The sequence below is a fragment of the Paenibacillus bouchesdurhonensis genome, from assembly GCF_900155685.1.
Lineage (GTDB): Bacteria > Bacillota > Bacilli > Paenibacillales > Paenibacillaceae > Fontibacillus > Fontibacillus bouchesdurhonensis.
Window position 1 is genome coordinate 407706 of record NZ_LT732547.1, and the last position, 17256, is coordinate 424961.

Genomic DNA, 17256 nt, shown 5'->3' on the forward strand with positions numbered 1-17256 from the left:
TATTTTGTCTTCTGACGACTTGTGGCAGGAACCATTACTGCCCTGGTTTATAATGGTGCATTTGATAAGTCACAAAGCCGCCCGTCAGGTTCCGGGTACGGAAGTCATTTTGATTCAGTATGCGCGATGCCGTATATCCGCGAAGACCAACCTGGCAGTAGACCCAGATTTCCTTGCTTGCATCCAGCTCGTCTAGACGATGACGCAGCTCATCGATGGGAATGTTGATAGAGCCGGGAATATGCCCGCGCGCGTGCTCGGCAGCTGTTCTTACATCGACTAGTTGGGTGCTGTCCGTATCCCGCTCTTCCAGTTCTCTCGGAAGAAAAACATGCGTTTTCCCGGTCAGCACGTTCTCGGCTGCATAACCCGCCATATTGACCGGATCCTTCGCGGAAGAATAAGGAGGTGCATAGGTTAGCTCAAGCTCGGTCAGATCCGTGATGCTGCCTTTAAAGCGAATGGCCGAGGCTAGAACATCGAGCCGTTTGTCTACGCCGCCTTTGCCGACAGCCTGGGCTCCGAGCACCTCTCCTGCAGGGCTGAACAACAGCTTGATGGTCATTGGCGAAGCGCCTGGATAATAGGTGGCGTGGGAGCTTGGATGCACATATATGGCATGGTACGGCGTGCCAAGGCGCTCCAGCGTCTTCTCGTTATTGCCGGTAGACGCTCCGGTTAGATCGAACACTTTAATAACGGAAGTGCCTTGCGCTCCTTTATATGTCGTTCCCAGCCCGCAGATATTATCCGCAGCAATCCTTCCTTGTTTATTAGCCGGGCCGGCGAGAGGAACCGCCGTTTGTGTGCCGCTCACGAAATCGGTAATTTGAGTGGCATCGCCTACGGCATAAACGCTCTCCAGATTTGTCTTCATATATTCATCAACCACGATATGTCCTTTCGGGCCGAGAGCGATGCCGCTGGATTGCAGGAAGCGAGTATCCGGGGCTACGCCGATTGCCAAAATGACGAGGCCTGCTTGGATTTCTGCGCCGCTGGCGAGCGTGACCTTTACCTCGCCTTCTGCGTCCTCGAAGGCAGTGACGCTATCGCCAAGGCGCAGCTTCACGCCGTGCTGCTCCATTTCTTTAGCCAAAATATTAGCCATTTCTCCGTCAAATGGAGCTAGAATTTGCTGGCCAGCCTCCACAAGGGTGACGTCCAGACCAATCTCCCGCAAATTCTCCGCCATTTCAACACCGATAAATCCACCGCCGATGACGATGGCAGAGCGTCGACCTGCCTCCGTCACCTGCTCTTTAATTCGATCGGTGTCCGGAATATTACGCAGCGTAAAGATTTGCGGGTGCTCAATGCCTGGCAGTGCAGGACGGATGGGTCTGGCTCCAGGCGATAGAATGACGGCATCATAGGATTCCTCGTATTCTCCGCGCTCCTCGCTGCGAACCATCACCGTGCGCGCTGCCGGATCGAGGGAGATGACCTCGCTCCCCGTCCGTACATCGATATTGAAACGTTGACGCATGGCTTCCGGTGTCTGTACAATCAGCTTCGAGCGCTCTTTGATCGTATCGCCAATATAATAAGGCAGACCGCAATTGGCAAAAGAAATGTACGGATCGCGTTCGAACAGCACGATATGAGCCTCTTCATCCAGGCGACGGAGCCGGGCGGCTGCGGAGGCGCCTCCCGCTACACCGCCAACAATCAAAATTTTTCTCTTCATGATGATTCCTCCCTGAATATAGTTAGTATTAGCTGCTTAACCATCTCATTCTCAATTGTGTAATGAATTTCATGTCTTTGGCGTTGTGCCTTTACGATTCCGCTCGTTCTCAGCTTCTGGAGATGTTGCGAGACCGTAGATTGTGGGATTTCCAGACAATCCTGCATGTAAGTGACATTGCAAGGGCCATTCCTCAGCAGCCCGCGGACGATGCAAAGGCGAACGGGATGAGCCAGCGCTTTAAGCATTTCAGCAGCTTCTTCGTAAGCATTGAAGTTATTGTCCATAAGGAACCTCCGATATCGGTAATATCATAATATCGTAATATTACAATATTACAATATTAATTGCAAGTCTGTGATAAGTCGCACAGGAACTAGAGAAAAGGATAGGTAAAAATTACTCCTTGTTCCAGATATCATATGTTAATATTAGACAATATAGGGAGAAACTCCACTCGGATAATAACTACAGCTCAATTTTCCCACTATATTTCCTCTCCTTGTAGTAGTTAATAGACACTTTATGCAGCATAAAAGGAGGAGCCCGGGTGCAAGGAATACACATGATGTTTTTACTCGGAATAACAACGCTCGGAATGATTTGTTTGCTCGTGTTAATGTATCAATCAAGAAAAAATATGCTGACCGAAAAAGCGCTGCTTCATGACATTTTTGACCATGCCCATTTATGCATTTGGACGGTCAAACTGGATAAGACGATCGTTAGGCTTAATAGTTACAGCGAACGGCTGATCGGAGTCAAGGGCAGCGAGATCATAGGCCGCAAGTATGATGAAATCGCCGTGCTGCAGAACGGCTGGCAGGAAGTCGTCTCGCTGTTGAACGATGCGCTTGCGAAGAAATTTGTAAATGATAAGGAAGTAATGATTTTTTTTGAGAGCCAGGAGCGATTTAGGACGTTTTCATTTAGAACATCGGTGATCAGCGGAGCTTCCGGTAATTCTGAACCGAGCCGCATTGTGCTGATTGGTTTGGATATTCATGAACGCAAGATGTCTCAGGACAAGCTGCAGAGCAGTTATCAGGAGCTGGAGGCGACCTACGAGACATTGACGGCTACGCAGGAAGAAATGCAGCGCCAATTCGACGAGCTCGTGGTGAATCAGGAGAAGCTTCGAGTCAGCGAGGAAAGATTCAGGCTGGCTACTCGCGGCTCGGGAGCCGTCATTTGGGATATAGACCCGGCTATAGGAACCTATTTTGTCTCGGATCGGTTATACGATTTGTTAGGCTATGATCGCTGTGAGCTTGATTTGACCGTTATGGGATTAAAAGAACTCATCCATCCCGACGATTGGGCGGATACGGAGCGGGCGCGACAGGCCTGCTTGAACGGATATACGCCCGTGTACGAGAGCGAGTATAGAATTAGGAAGAAGGATGGGGGATATCTATGGATGCAGGCTCGGGGAATAACGAGGAGAAACGGCGAGGGGCAGGTCGTCAGGTTTGCCGGCTCGATGATCGATATCACGGAACGAAAGCGCTATGAACTGAAGCTGGAGGAGAGCTGCTGCGAGTTGGAAGCAGCTTGTGAAGAGCTGAAGAAAACCCAGCGGCAATTGCTCGAAAATTACGAGAAGCTGGTGGAAAACCAAGATATGCTTAGCCGAAATGAAGAGCAGCACCGGCTTGTAATTGAGGCTTCCAATGCGGGCATATGGGAAATGGATCTGCTCCGCAATAAGAGGTTCTATTCTCCTCGTTGGTTCGAACTGTTGGGCTATACGCAGGATGATCATGTTTCCAGCGATATTTTGGACAATCTCATTCATCCGGAGGATGTCGGTGAAGTGCAGAAAGCGATGGAGGCTGCGACGCAAGGACAGACGGAGCTGTTTGAATGCGAATACAGGCTGCGGGTGAAGAATGGGGAATACCGCTGGTTCCTTGGCCGGGGCAAGGTGTTGTTTGATAAACGGGGAAGGGCCTATCGCATGGCTGGAACGCACGAGGATATTCATGAATTGAAGCGATCCCAGGAGAAGCTGCATCAACTAGCCTATTATGACACTTTAAGCGGCTTGCCGAATCGGTTATATATGCTGAAGGAGTTGGAGAACTATTTTGCTGCATCGAATGAGATGGCGGCAATATTTTTTGTCGATACCGATAATTTTAAGTATGTTAATGATACTTTAGGTCATAATTTTGGCGATCAATTGCTCATTGAGGCCAGTCGGCGGCTGACGAGCATGATCGGCAAAGGGGCGATGCTGTTTCGTCTTGGGGGCGATGAGTTTGTTGTATTCATGCGCAGCATTCAAGATGAGTCGGAAGCGATAGCTGCGGCAGAGAGAGTGATTATGGGATTCAAAGAGCCCTTCCGAATGAACGGAAGTGACTTACAGGTATCGGTGAGCGTGGGGATTTCCTTTTATCCGAAGGATGGCCGCAATATGGAGGAAATTTTGAGGAATGCGGATGTAGCGATGTATAATGCCAAGGAGGCGGGCAAAGGTAAATATGTATTGTTCGATCCGGCGTTTCTTAGGACATTTAACGAACGGGTTCAATTGGAAACGCAGCTTCGTCATGGCATTGAAAATAATGAATTCATATTGCATTATCAGCCCAAAATCAGCCGTAGAACAGGCCGAATTATGGGCTTTGAGGCCTTGATCCGTTGGAACAGTTCCGAGCTGGGGCTGCTCTCGCCGCTGGCCTTCATCCGGATCGCTGAAGATAGTAGATTAATCGTCCCTATTGGGGAATGGGTGCTGGCGGAGTCCTGTCGGTTTGCGGCTAAATTGCAGTTCGAAGCGTATGGTCAGTTAAGGATTTCAGTGAACATTTCCATCGTCCAGCTTGTCCAGGAGGATTTTGTCGATATGGTGCTTCGAATCTTAAAGGACACGGGATTGTCTCCCGAGCATTTGGAGTTGGAAATTACCGAATCCGTATCTTTGGGGATGGTATCTCCCGAAATATTGATCGGCAAGCTGGAGAAGCTGCAGGCTGCGGGGGTTCATCTGGCTTTGGACGATTTCGGCACGGGATATATATCTCTTAGCTATCTACAGCAGCTGCCGCTGACTACGCTGAAGGTCAGTCGATCGTTTATGACACAAATTTCGGATCAAGGGGATGAACGTTCGCTCGCCCGAGCTATGGTGCTGGTTGGCAGGCGGATGGGCTTGAACGTCGTGGCTGAAGGCGTAGAAACCGTGAAACAGTTGGAGCACGCCAAGCAGTCCAAGTATGATCTTATTCAAGGTTTTTACATAAGCAGGCCTTTGCCTGAGGAGGAAGCACTGACACTGATCAGGAATAATAAAGTGTATAACATGTACTAGATCAATTTACTTCATCTTAGTCAAAGGGGAGACGTCATTTGAAACCAATCATTATGGATGTGGATACAGGCATTGATGATGCTCTGGCTATAGCCTACGCCGTGCATTCTCCTGAGCTGGAGTTCATCGCTCTGACGACTTGCTTCGGGAATATTACGGTGGAGGAGGCTACCCGCAACACGTTGTTCATGCTGGAGAAGCTGGGCAAGTCTGTCCCTGTATACGAGGGAGCGGGTGCACCGTTGTTCGGTAAATTGAAGAAACGTTACGCAAGGCATATTCATGGAGAGGATGGCCTGGGCAATGCACTGAGGGGAGAGCCGCAGGGGCAAAAATCAGATCTGGCAGCATCTGACTACATCATTCGACAGGTGAAGGAGCGCCCTCATGAAATGACGATTATCGCCGTAGGCCCGCTCACGAATTTGGCGCTGGCGATAGAGAAGGCACCGGAAATCGTTCCTTTGATCGGCGAGGTCGTAGTGATGGGCGGTGCGGTCACTGTTCCGGGCAATATTACGCCTTACGGCGAAGCAAATATTGTAGCTGACCCAGACGCAGCCGCGATCGTCTTTGCGTCCGGCGTTCGGCTGAAGCTCGTCGGGCTCGACGTTACGCTGCAGACGCTGCTGGCCAGCGCGCATTTACAGACATGGCGAAATTCCGGCCGAGAGCTGGGACAACTGCTTGCGGAAATGACGGAGTTCTATATCGGCGCCTATGAAGCCCGCTATCCCGGCATCGGGGGGTGCGGCTTGCATGATCCGCTTGCTGTGGGCGTGGCTATAGATCCTAGCCTGGTGTCGAGCGAACTGATGCGGGTAACCGTAGTTACCGAAGGAGAAGCTGCTGGCCAAACGGTGGGAACATCCGAGGATGAACCGAGAATCGAAGTATGCACGAAGGTGGACGCCGAGCGTTTCCTGCAGCATTTTTTAAGCCGGGTTATATAAATTGTGAATGGCGCATGCATAGACGCGAAGCAGCCCCTCCCATTTTTGAATGGCGAGGGGCTGCTTGCGATAGTGGATGTTTATATTCGGTCAGGGCTTTTTGAGTTTAATGCTGTACTTTCAGCGAAGTTACATCTGGATCGGCCAAAAAGGCAGTAATCGGCATAGAGGCCGCGCCAAGAGCCGTGCTTCGAATGCCAAGCTCGGCAAATGCAACCTGCGTCTTCTTCATGTGGTAAGACAAGCTGCGGCTCTCCAGTGTATGCAGCATCGGTTCCTGGAGCAGATCGCCAGCCATTGACAGGCGGTTACCGATTACGATCAATTCGGGATTCAGAATATTCACAAGGTTAGCTAGGCCGACGCCTAGATGGTTTCCCGTTTCTTGCAGCAGGGAGAGCGCATCGTGGTCGCCAGTCCGGGCAAGATTCAGCAGGCGATCCAGCCCTTCCTCGTCGGAAGCGGCCGAGCTATCCTTCCAGCGCTGAGCCGCACGGTCGAGCAGCGCCTTCTCCGAAGCGAGCGTCTCCCAGCAGCCGCGATTTCCGCAGCGGCACAAAGGGCCGTTCTCGGTAACCGTCATATGTCCCACTTCCCCGGAGAAATTGGAAATGCCGCGGTACAGTTCCCCGCTGACGATCATGCCTGAGCCGATTCCTACCCCGATGCTGAGGTAAATCAAATTAACCGCATCGCGTCCAGCTCCGTATAATTTTTCGCCGATGGCTCCCGCGTTAGCTTCATTATCTATATGGATATTCTCTCCGAATTCAGAGGACAGCAGATTTTGCACAGTGACATTGTTCCAGCCCAAGTTCGGAGCGGAGACGATTCGGCTTTTCTCATCGACTAATCCCGGAACGCCAATACCGACGCCAACGATGCCATAAGGCGATTCGGGTGCTTTTTTACTGAGCCATGTAATCATTTTACGAATTTGATCCAGCGCATGGTCAGGCGATAAATCCTCTAAGGGAACGGTTCTTTCCTGAATGACATTGCCTTCCAAGTCCACAAGCAGCGCGAACAGATCGTTGACACGGATATCTATTCCGATAGCATATCCGGCGCCCCGATTGAACAGCAGCAGTGTAGGCTTTCGTCCGCCGCTTGATTCGCCGGGCCCAATTTCGGTTACAAGCTGGCTTTCGATCAGCTCGGATACTAGCGAAGATACGGTGGCTTTGTTAAGGCCGAGCGTAGCGGCGATATCGGCACGGGACAACGGTTGCCGCTCACGGATCGTATCTAGAACGAGCGTCTTGTTCATTTTTTTGATCAGTTGCTGATCGCCCGTAATTTTCATAGGAGTACCCCACAATTCTAATAAAAGATAACTACATCATACACATAACGGAGATGCTAAATCAATAACTTAGTTAGTTGGCTGGACAAACTAAGTTGGTCGTGTTAGGATAAATATATCAGGCAGCATGCCTCGCCTAAATTTGGGTCATGCTACTAATAATCATCATGATGTAAAGGCTTACTTTCCACAAGTAATTCTAAATTAGACTGGGAGGATTTCAAGCATGAGTTATTTCAAGAACATTAACAAAATCCAGTATGAAGGTTCAGGCTCCAACAATCCGCTGGCATTCAAACATTATAATGAGAACGAAGTCGTTCTTGGTAAAACGATGAAAGAGCATCTGCGTTTTGCGGTTGCTTACTGGCACACCTTGACGATGGACGGAAGCGACCCGTTCGGTCAAGCCACTATGATTCGTCCATGGGAGACTCGTACGGGTCTTGATCTGGCAAAGGATCGCGTGGAAGTAAACTTCGAATTCCTCGAGAAGCTCGGCGCACCTTACTTCGCGTTCCATGATCGCGACATCGCTCCTGAAGGCGCAACCCTGAAAGAGACAAACGAGAATCTGGACGTTATTATTGCTATGCTGAAGGAAGGCATGAAGGCTACTGGCACGAAATTGCTCTGGAACACGGCAAACATGTTCTCCAACCCGCGTTTTGTTCACGGTGCAGCGACGACTTCCAATGCTGACGTATTCGCTTATGCTGCCGCACAAGTGAAGAAAGGTCTGGAAACAGGTCTAGAGCTTGGTTCCGAAAACTATGTATTCTGGGGCGGTCGTGAAGGCTACGAGTCTCTGCTTAATACGGATATGGGTCTTGAGCTTGACAACCTGGCAAGATTCTTCCATATGGCTCTCGATTATGCGAAGGAAATCGGCTATACAGGTCAATTCCTGATCGAGCCTAAGCCGAAAGAGCCTTCCAAGCATCAGTACGACTTCGATGCGGCTACAACGATCGCATTCCTGCAAAAATACGGCCTGCAAGATCACTTCAAGCTGAACCTGGAAGCGAACCACGCCACGTTGGCTGGACATACGTTCGAGCATGAGCTGCGCGTTGCACGCCTCAGCAACATGCTTGGTTCCATCGATGCTAACCAAGGCGATTTGCTGCTTGGCTGGGATACGGATGAATTCCCTACGGATCTGTACGCGGTTACGCTTGCTATGTACGAAATTCTTGAGAACGGCGGCCTTGGCTCCGGCGGCGTGAACTTCGACGCGAAGGTAAGAAGAAGCTCCTTCGAGCCGGAAGACTTGTTCTATTCTCACATCGCAGGTATGGATACATTCGCAAAAGGACTTAAAGTAGCGGCTAAGCTGATCGAGGAGAAGTTCTTCGAGAACCTGCTGGATGAGCGTTATGCCAGCTTCAAGAGCGGAATTGGAGCTGACATTGTATCTGGTAAAGCCAACTTCAAGACGCTGGAAGCTTACGCGCTGCAAAACAGCGAGATCCGCAACAAATCCGGTCATTTGGAATTGGTTAAAGCTCGCTTGAACGAATATATTTTCGCTACGAAATAAGATGAATCATAAAAGGGGACGTCCAGCGTCCCCTTTTGAATATGAGGAATTAAACGTTTTAATTGGCGAAGGGAGAGTCACGGATGAAATATGTAATCGGTATCGACCTGGGAACAAGTTCTGTAAAGACGCTGCTCGTAGGCAAAGACGGGGAAATCAAAGGAGAAGCAACGGCAGCTTATCCGCTTATTCATGAGCGCCCCGGGTACAGTGAACAAGATCCGGAAGAATGGGTTAAAGGCACGATCACCTGTCTCAAAGAGCTCATGAAGAGCAGCGGCATCGCTGCTGAGGATATTGAAGGGGTTTCATTCTCCGGCCAAATGCACGGTCTGGTGCTGCTGGACGACAAGAACGAAGTGCTGCGCCATGCCATTCTGTGGAATGATACCCGCACGACGAAGCAATGCCGGGAGATCGAGTCCAAGCTCGGCGACAAGCTGCTGGACATTACGAGAAATGCTGCGTTGGAAGGCTTTACGCTGCCAAAAATCCTTTGGGTGCAGGAGAACGAGCCGGAGTTGTTCGCCAAAGCGGCGCGCTTCGTATTGCCGAAGGACTATTTGCGTTACCGCATGACAGGGAACGTAGCGATGGAGCTGTCGGATGCAGCTGGCACGCTGATGCTGAATGTGCCGGAAGCGAAGTGGAGCGAGGAAATTCTGACGGCCTTCGGGTTATCCGGCGATTTTGCGCCGCCGCTGGTCGGAAGCACGGAAGAGACGGGCACCCTGCTGCCGGAGTTCGCAGAACTGACGGGCCTTTCGACGAGCACGAAGGTGTTTGGCGGAGGAGCAGACAATGCTTGCGGAGCTGTTGGAGCTGGGATCGTACGTCAAGGAGATGCGCTTTGCAGCATCGGGACGTCCGGGGTTATTTTGTCATATGAGGAAGATAAGAATAAAGATTTTGGCGGCAAAGTGCATTTCTTTAATCACTCCCACCCGGGAGCGTTCTATGCGATGGGAGTTACGCTGGCGGCAGGTTACAGCATGAGCTGGTTCAAAGACTCGCTCGCGCCGGAGCTGAGCTTTGACGAGCTGTTGAAGCCCGTGGCTGATATCGCTCCAGGTGCGGAAGGGCTGTTATTCACACCATACCTTGTTGGTGAACGGACGCCGCATGCAGACAGCATAATTCGCGGCAGCTTCATCGGACTTTCCGGGACACATCGCCGGGAGCATCTTGCTCGCGCCGTTATGGAAGGCATCACGTTCTCATTGGCGGAATCTCTTGAGCTGTTCCGTCAAGCGGGAATTACCGTGGAACGCATTATTTCGATCGGCGGCGGGGCGAAGAATCCGGTTTGGCTGCAAATGCAGGCAGATATTTTTGGCACCCCAGTCGTTGCCTTGAACAATGAGCAAGGCCCGGCGATGGGCGCGGCGATGATGGCAGCGGTCGGCAGCGGCTGGTTCGACAGCCTGAAAGACTGCGCGGATCAGTTCATCGGGTACCGTGCCACGTATGAGCCGAATGCGGCAAATGTCGAGAAGTATGAGCGGTTGTTCAAGCTGTATCAGCAGGTATATTCTGCGACCCGTTCATTGAACGAGGGCTTGCAGGAGTTCAGAGAGCAGTAATCGGCGAATCAAGGTTAAGATAAACGGCCAATGAGTGGCTAGTGAATGTCCATTTTACGGCAATTTGAATAGCTTCTGAAAGGGGCACCGGAAACGGTGCTTTTTTTTGGGCTTAAAATGGGGAAAAATATATTAACAGGTATCTTGCAATATACAGTAGTGAATGTTAATATATGTATATCCTAACTACTATACATTGAACAGTACTGAGTAAAGCGGTGGTGAGAAGCGATGAATATCCAATTCAAGAAAGGTGTCTTGGAGCTTTGTGTTCTCGTCTTGACGGCTAAGAAAGATCGATATGGTTATGAGCTCGTAGAGCAGATTTCACGCAGATTCGAAATTGCGGAAGGAACGATTTATCCACTGCTTCGAAGGCTCGCCTCAGACGGCTTATTCTCAACCTATCTTCATGAATCGATGGAAGGCCCTCCAAGGAAGTACTATAAGATTACGGAACAAGGAAGGGAAGTCATGAATGAGCTTGTATCGGAATGGAGCAAGTTTGCCGAAGGAGTACAAGAGATGATTGAGGAGGGCTTAGATTGAATAAAGAGGCGTATTTAAACGAACTGCTTCAATATTTAAAGCCGCTCCCTCCAGACGAACGAGCGGATATCCTGGCCGACTACACGGAGCACTTCGAGCAAGCCGAATTCAGCGGACGATCCGAGGAGGAAGTGATCCTTAGGCTAGGGGAACCGCGGTTGGTTGCCCGTGAGGTGCTTGCCCAGACCCAAATCCAGAAGGCGGGGGAATCTCCTTCGCTCCCCAATGTGACTAAAGCGGTTATGGCAACGGTGAGCTTAGGACTGTTCAATTTAATTATTGTGCTCCTGCCGTTTATCGCGTCGTTAGTCGTGCTTGCCGGATTGTATGGATTTTCCCTCTTCCTGATCATATCTCCCATCCTGCTAATTATTCAGCATCAATCGGTCTCGATCCTCATCAATGATTTCTTCCTTATGCTTGGCCTTGTCGGTGCAGGACTGCTATTCATGATCGGAGCGCTAAAGGCGACCGGTCTATATTACAAGCTTGTCATACGCTATTTACGGTATAACTTGAAAGTTATAGGGAGGATATGATCTATTTTGACTAAAAATATGCGGAATATATTAAGACTGGCGGTTGTTCTGATTGCCGTTGCGGTAATAGGTAATGTAGTGATGTATATGATGGGGAATTCTCCATTCAACGTAGATAAGCTTGTCATCCAAAGATCCATTAGTATAGGGGAAGTAAATGAACTGTACATTCGTGCAGAGAGCGGTATGGTGAAGGTGATCCCGATTGAAGGAAATGAGATCCAAGCGACATTGGACGGAAGGACGACGAAGAAGTGGCTGAAGGACTACCATTTAGTCGTGAAGGAAGAAGGCGGGCGTGCCCGTATTGAAATTGTGCAGGACAGCAGAATGCGTTTTTTTGACCTCTACACGAAGCTTCAGTTAACGGTAGGCATACCCTCGTCCAAGTTGGAGCAATTGCAGGTCGTTACGGATACGGCGGGTATTTACGTTGACTCGGTACAGGCGAATGGATATGAGCTCGCAACTGATACAGGTGCTATAGAAATGAATGTAGCCGAAGGTCTCCTGAATATAAAATCGGACACCGGAGCAGTTGATATAGTCCTTGCACGAATTAGTCACGACATCCGGGCCGCAACGGACACCGGCGACATCACGATCCAAACGGCGGAGGCGCCTGAAGCGCTTCGCACCAAGCTAGAAGCAGATTCCGGACAAATCAACGTCACATTGCCCCACTACCAAGATGGTTATATCGGCGAAGGCGGACCATTAGTGCATCTTGTCTCCGATACCGGCAACCTCATCATTGAACATAAATAAGGCAAACCTCTCGTTACACCTACCTACTAGATATGCAAAATGACCACCTACCATGATCATAACAATAAATCTGTCACAAGAGATTAACCTGTTGGCCAACTGTGCGCTACGAATGTCAAAAAATGAAATCCGAATAATAAAATGTAATTTTCAAGGGGGAATATTTATGATTACGGCTAACGCCAAAAAGGTTGTTATGATCGAGGCGGTTAATTTGTGTAAATCCTATTCCACGGGAACAGAACAATTTCATGCGGCCAAAGGCGTGAATCTAGAATTGTACGAGGGGGATTTCACGGTCATTATGGGCAGCTCGGGTTCGGGAAAATCAACGCTGCTATACCTGCTGAGCGGTCTGGACACGCTAACCTCCGGAGAAGTGTATTTCAAGGGGCAGCGGATTGACCAATATTCGGAGAAAGAGATCACGGATTTCCGATCCAATAAAATCGGCTATGTATATCAGTCCATCAATTTAATTCCGGATTTCACCTTGCTGGAAAATGTCGCTTTTCCGGGATATGTGGCCGGCCGGGGCAAAAGCGAAATTAATATACAGGCCATGAGTCTGCTGCAAATGATGGGCATCGCAGAGCAGGCGGATCGCCTGCCGTCCCAAGTATCCGGCGGGCAGCAGCAGCGGGCGGCCATCGCTCGGGCGTTGATCAACTCCCCAGAGGTTATTTTTGCCGATGAGCCTACGGGGGCGCTCAGCCAGGAGCAAGGCACGATCATTTTGGATATTTTGACGGAGATGAACCGCAAATCCCAATCCATCGTCATGGTCACTCACGATATCAAGGCTGCCTGTAGAGCGGATCGCCTGATTCTGGTGAAGGATGGGAATATAGACGGGATTCTGGAGCTTGGCAAGTATTCTCTGGATCAATTGAAAGCAAGAGAAAACCAAATATTCATGTTCATGTCAGGAAAGGGGCGGTAACGGATGTATGCGATATGGAAGCTATGCTGGTCGAATATAAAAAATAAAAAAGTGCAAAACAGCTTCATGGCGATCATCATCATGTTATCTGCCCTGCTTCTCTCTACCGCAATATTGGTCATCAACAACACGAACCGGGTATATGAGAATATGCATGCCAAGGTTCACGGCGCCCATCAAATTCTACGCCTGGAGAACGGCATTCATGACCCGAATCAGGTTCATGGGTGGTGGGCGGGACAGCAGGGGGTTGCGGCCTCGGAGATGATGCGGTACCGCTATCTTTCCAGCATGTCTCATGCTGGTGAGGAAATTCCCAATGTTGACTTGTTTATGATGGAAACGCCAAATGGCCCTTTTCCCGTCGATAAGCTTTTGTTTGTGCAAGGGGGGGAGAGGCAGACTCCTAAGCCAGGAACAGCTTGGATTCCGACATCCCTCGCTTATTCCAACGATATACGGGTAGGCGATCCAATCGAATTCAAGACAGATAAAGAAACCTTCAGTCTGCAGGTCGCAGCGGTGGTTGTGGACATCTCGTATTGCTCGCCGTTTGCAACAAGCGGAAGAATATGGATGAATGGCCAGGATTACAATACTCATATGTCCTCGCTGCAAGGCAGCGACATGTACATGACGGGGCTGCGTTTCGATGATTATAGCCAGAACCGTGCCTACTGGGAAAGCTTCGAGAAGTTTCTGGGAATGCCTTACTTGGAGTCGGTGAAGGATTTTGAGAGCATATCCTCTTACTATATGATCGCGAACCAAGTCATTAGCTTTATCATGGTCTTTTTAGCGGCAGTCATGATATCTGTTGCCCTGTACACCCTTGGATTTACGATTTCCGATGCGATTCTGTCGAGCTACAAGACGATCGGCATTATCAAGTCTGTCGGCTTATCCTCTCGCAAAGTGATCTCGGCCTATGTGACGCAATATACACTGCTGGCTTTCGTCTCGGTCATTCCAGGAATTTTGCTCAGTTATTTTTTCTCAAACCAAATCGTAAGCAGCTCTATGGCTTACCTCAATACAGGCACATCGGATATGAATGTGCAATTTTCGGCAATTGCGATTTGGGTGGGCTTAGCAGTGGTCGCGGTCATATTCCTGTCTGCCCTGCTGTTCTCTTATAAAGCTCGCGGTGTTGAGCCGGCGCAGGCGATTCGTTACGGCATGTCGGAGAAGGACAGCTCTAAACAATCGAGCCGGGGAGGCGCTTGGAAGAAAAAGCTGCTGAAGCTGGGCTCCCTTCCGACGGAGATGATTATCGGGCTAAGAGGCGTTACGAAGAATATTCGCGGCTCCACATTGATCATCCTGATCTCGGCTTTATCTACTTCGGTGCTCGTATTCGGATTTTTGTTTGTGTACAGCATTTCCTCTATCCATGGAACTATTGCGAAATGGGGATATGATTCGGCTGATCTATCGGTAAGAATCGATAATCCGGCTAAGTTGACCTATGAACAGCTTCATGAAGAAGTGTTATCGGATCAAAGGGTCAAGAACTATAGCCGATATGGAGACGCTAATGCCGTATTGCCGATCAACAAGGAATTGGCTGCCGAAATGGAGCAGGATACGATGGGGATTTTGCTGACGGTGGCGGAGGGCAATTATGATGAAATCGGCTATGAGAACGTCAAAGGGCGCAATCCGATGAACGATCAGGAAATTTCAATCGGTGTTAATATAGCTAGAAGTTTGAACATCAATGTAGGCGATCCGCTCGACATTTACATCGAGGGAGAGAAGCATACGCTAACTGTGACGGGAATCTACCAGGCGATCGCGAATATGTCTTACACGGGACGAATAACGGCTGATGTCGTTAGAAAGGCCAATCCTGACTATGGCGCCGTGATGAATACGACCTTCATCAACCTGCAGGACGGCGTTTCCATCGATCAATTCGTGAGTGAGCTGCATCATAAGTACGGCAGCACGATCTGGACGGCAAGCCAAGCGACGCTCGTTGATGAAGTATTCTCTCAGGCCGTCACCATATTGATATTGCCGATGTCCGTTATGGCCCTGCTGTTCATCGTGATTACGTTCGTCATTATCTACAGTATTTGCCGTATCAACATGAAGAAAGAGAGTCGAACCTACGGCATTTATAAATCGCTCGGCATGACCTCCAGGCAAATTCGCATGTCGGTAACAGCGGGAATTTTAGTTGTCTCGGCGATTGGGGCTATAGTGGGGATTCCCCTGGGATTAATAGGCCTTCCTCCTCTGCTTAACTTCATACTGGCCGATTACGGTATTGTCGAGGTGCCGTTGATTATGAATGGAGGAGGGATCGCCGCGATGATTCCCCTAAGCATTTTGGCTGCATGTCTCGGATCATGGTTCGCCTCCAGATCTGTTCAAACGACATCGCCGCGAATCCTGACGATCGAATAAATAAATTTTTTACTAGTCCGAAACTGTAGGGAAAATGTTCGCAAAATGGCTTGCTGGCCTGTACCAGCGGCCTTTTTGCTGCTGCTGAAAAAAATCAAAATACAACATTTTTAACATGAAGCTTACAGAAACCTTACATAAATTGGATTGACTTTGAAAAAGAACATAGGTAATGTTATTTTATGGGAAGCAAACTCAATTATGTATTTATGTAATTTTGAAGATTAAATGACATTAAAAACCTCATCTTTAGAGCTCTTTATTTCTAAATCCACTGTGAAACACCCACCAATCAACATCAATCGCTAAAACATCCTATTCGAACAGAAGGAACTACTCTCTAACTCATAAATCAATCGACTCGCAAAACCAAAAAAATGAAAAAATTAACAGGGGATTGAGGTCTGCATATGACAAAAACAGCCTTTTTTTTTCCGGGGCAAGGATCCCAATATGTCGGTATGGGGAAAAAATTGCGGGATCAATTCACTACGGCAAAGCATCTCTTCGAGGAAGCAAATGATACATTGGGCTTCGATCTTGCGAAGCTATGCTTCGAAGGTAGTTCTTTAGAACTTATGCAGACGATGAACACGCAGCCGGCTATTATGGCGGTAAGCGTCATCGCCTTTGAAATCGGCAGACAGGAGCTAGGCTGGGAGCCCTATTTGCTGGCCGGACATAGTCTTGGCGAGTATTCCGCTCTTGTATGCAGCGGAGTCATTTCATTTTCGGACGGGCTTCGCATCGTCAGAAAACGCGGAATGCTGATGCAGTCGGCAGGCTCCTCCGGTCTTGGAGCCATGGCAGCCGCTATTCATGTATCTAGGGAGCAGCTGGAGCTTTGGTGCCGTGAGGTCTCCACGGAAACGAAGCAGGCTGTCGTTGCCTGCCGCAATTCACGGCAGCAGCATGTGCTTGCCGGCCATCAGGAGGCTGTCCGTGCCGTTGTTGAGAAGCTGGAAGCCGTATCGGGCGCAAGCGTGAAGTATTTGAATGTCAGCGCTCCGTTCCACAGCCCGCTCATGCAGTCGGCGGCGGATCAGCTGATCCTTGAATTGGAGCAATATGAAACCCAGGACGGGCAATGGCCCGTTATTTCCAACGTCACTGCGCGGCCCTATCGGCGGAAGGAGCTGAATGAGCTGCTTTATCGCCAGATGACCCACCCGGTTCGCTGGCTGGAGACGATGGAGTATATGTACCGCAACGGAGTTGATCGGACGGTCGAAATCGGGCCGCGCCAGGTTCTGACTAAGCTCATGAATGAGAGCTATCCCACCATAGAAACCTACCATTTTGACAATCCACTAGAATTAGAGCATTTACGTTCCGTGTTCAGCGCGGAGGATGGCCGTACAGCCGTCATCGGCAGCATTCAGGAAGCTTTGACGGCAGCTGTAATTGCCCGAAGCCGCAATGAAGATGCCGCCCAGCATATGAAGGGCGTTATCTCGCCAATCCGCCAAGTTAGAAAGCTCATAGAACAGATAGAGCGGAACCGGGATCTGAATATGACTCAGACGATAGACCAGATCAGGGAACAACTGCAATTAATCTTGACGACCAAGCGATTATCGCCGGATGAACAGTCGAGAATTACTAGCAAAATACCATCCAGCCGGAAGAATGCTGCCGCAAATTAATC

At 49.5% G+C, this 17256-nt stretch carries 13 protein-coding genes; 10 read left to right on the top strand and 3 right to left on the bottom strand.

What is annotated here, in order from left to right; genetic code table 11:
• Positions 1-34 precede the first annotated feature (34 nt).
• Both CZ379_RS01825 and CZ379_RS01830 read right to left on the bottom strand, forming a co-directional pair.
• Complete coding sequence (locus CZ379_RS01825) at positions 35-1690, bottom strand: FAD-dependent oxidoreductase (protein WP_110930039.1); 1656 nt, start codon at positions 1688-1690, stop codon at positions 35-37.
• Positions 1687-1977 (bottom strand): ArsR/SmtB family transcription factor, encoded by a 291-nt coding sequence (locus tag CZ379_RS01830; RefSeq protein ID WP_110930040.1) that lies wholly within the window; start codon positions 1975-1977, stop codon positions 1687-1689. The genes CZ379_RS01825 and CZ379_RS01830 overlap by 4 nt, the downstream gene beginning before the upstream one ends.
• A 263-nt stretch (positions 1978-2240) precedes the next feature.
• On the opposite strand from CZ379_RS01830, the gene CZ379_RS01835 reads away from it, so the two are divergent.
• Positions 2241-5009 (top strand): bifunctional diguanylate cyclase/phosphodiesterase, encoded by a 2769-nt coding sequence (locus tag CZ379_RS01835; RefSeq protein WP_110930041.1) that lies wholly within the window; start codon positions 2241-2243, stop codon positions 5007-5009.
• 38 nt (positions 5010-5047) lie between these two features.
• Positions 5048-5962 carry a nucleoside hydrolase gene (locus CZ379_RS01840; protein WP_110930042.1) on the top strand — a complete coding sequence of 305 codons (915 nt, stop codon included), beginning with the start codon at positions 5048-5050 and terminating at the stop codon, positions 5960-5962.
• 106 nt (positions 5963-6068) lie between these two features.
• Here the strand turns inward: CZ379_RS01840 and CZ379_RS01845 are convergent, their stop codons facing one another.
• Positions 6069-7268: an ROK family transcriptional regulator gene (locus tag CZ379_RS01845; RefSeq protein ID WP_110930043.1), complete on the bottom strand. Its 1200-nt coding sequence runs from the start codon at positions 7266-7268 to the stop codon at positions 6069-6071.
• Positions 7269-7494: 226 nt separating this feature from the next.
• Here CZ379_RS01845 and xylA point away from each other — a divergent pair, with 226 nt between their 5' ends.
• The 8 genes from xylA to fabD all read left to right on the top strand — a co-directional run bounded on the left by xylA (position 7495) and on the right by fabD (position 17254).
• Positions 7495-8811 carry a xylose isomerase gene (gene xylA / locus CZ379_RS01850; protein WP_110930044.1) on the top strand — a complete coding sequence of 439 codons (1317 nt, stop codon included), beginning with the start codon at positions 7495-7497 and terminating at the stop codon, positions 8809-8811.
• An 83-nt stretch (positions 8812-8894) separates the two neighbouring features.
• Entirely contained in the window at positions 8895-10394 is a 1500-nt protein-coding gene (gene xylB / locus CZ379_RS01855; protein WP_110930045.1) for a xylulokinase, read from the top strand.
• A gap of 231 nt (positions 10395-10625) precedes the next feature.
• The gene (locus tag CZ379_RS01860) at positions 10626-10943 is read left to right on the top strand and encodes a PadR family transcriptional regulator (RefSeq protein WP_110930046.1); all 318 of its coding nucleotides are present in this window, start codon (positions 10626-10628) and stop codon (positions 10941-10943) included.
• On the top strand, positions 10940-11482 hold the full coding sequence (locus CZ379_RS01865; RefSeq protein WP_110930047.1) for a DUF1700 domain-containing protein: 543 nt from the start codon (positions 10940-10942) through the stop codon (positions 11480-11482). Before CZ379_RS01860 ends, CZ379_RS01865 begins: the two co-directional genes overlap by 4 nt.
• A gap of 6 nt (positions 11483-11488) precedes the next feature.
• Complete coding sequence (locus tag CZ379_RS01870; protein ID WP_110930048.1) at positions 11489-12250, top strand: DUF4097 family beta strand repeat-containing protein; 762 nt, start codon at positions 11489-11491, stop codon at positions 12248-12250.
• A 166-nt stretch (positions 12251-12416) separates the two neighbouring features.
• Positions 12417-13193, top strand: a complete 777-nt coding sequence (locus CZ379_RS01875) for an ABC transporter ATP-binding protein (RefSeq protein WP_110930049.1) — start codon at positions 12417-12419, stop codon at positions 13191-13193.
• 3 nt (positions 13194-13196) lie between these two features.
• Positions 13197-15608, top strand: coding sequence for an ABC transporter permease (locus tag CZ379_RS01880; protein ID WP_110930050.1), 2412 nt, complete (start codon positions 13197-13199; stop codon positions 15606-15608).
• Between the two features lie 410 nt (positions 15609-16018).
• Positions 16019-17254, top strand: coding sequence for an ACP S-malonyltransferase (gene fabD / locus CZ379_RS01885; protein WP_110930051.1), 1236 nt, complete (start codon positions 16019-16021; stop codon positions 17252-17254).
• The last annotated feature ends 2 nt before the right edge of the window (positions 17255-17256 follow it).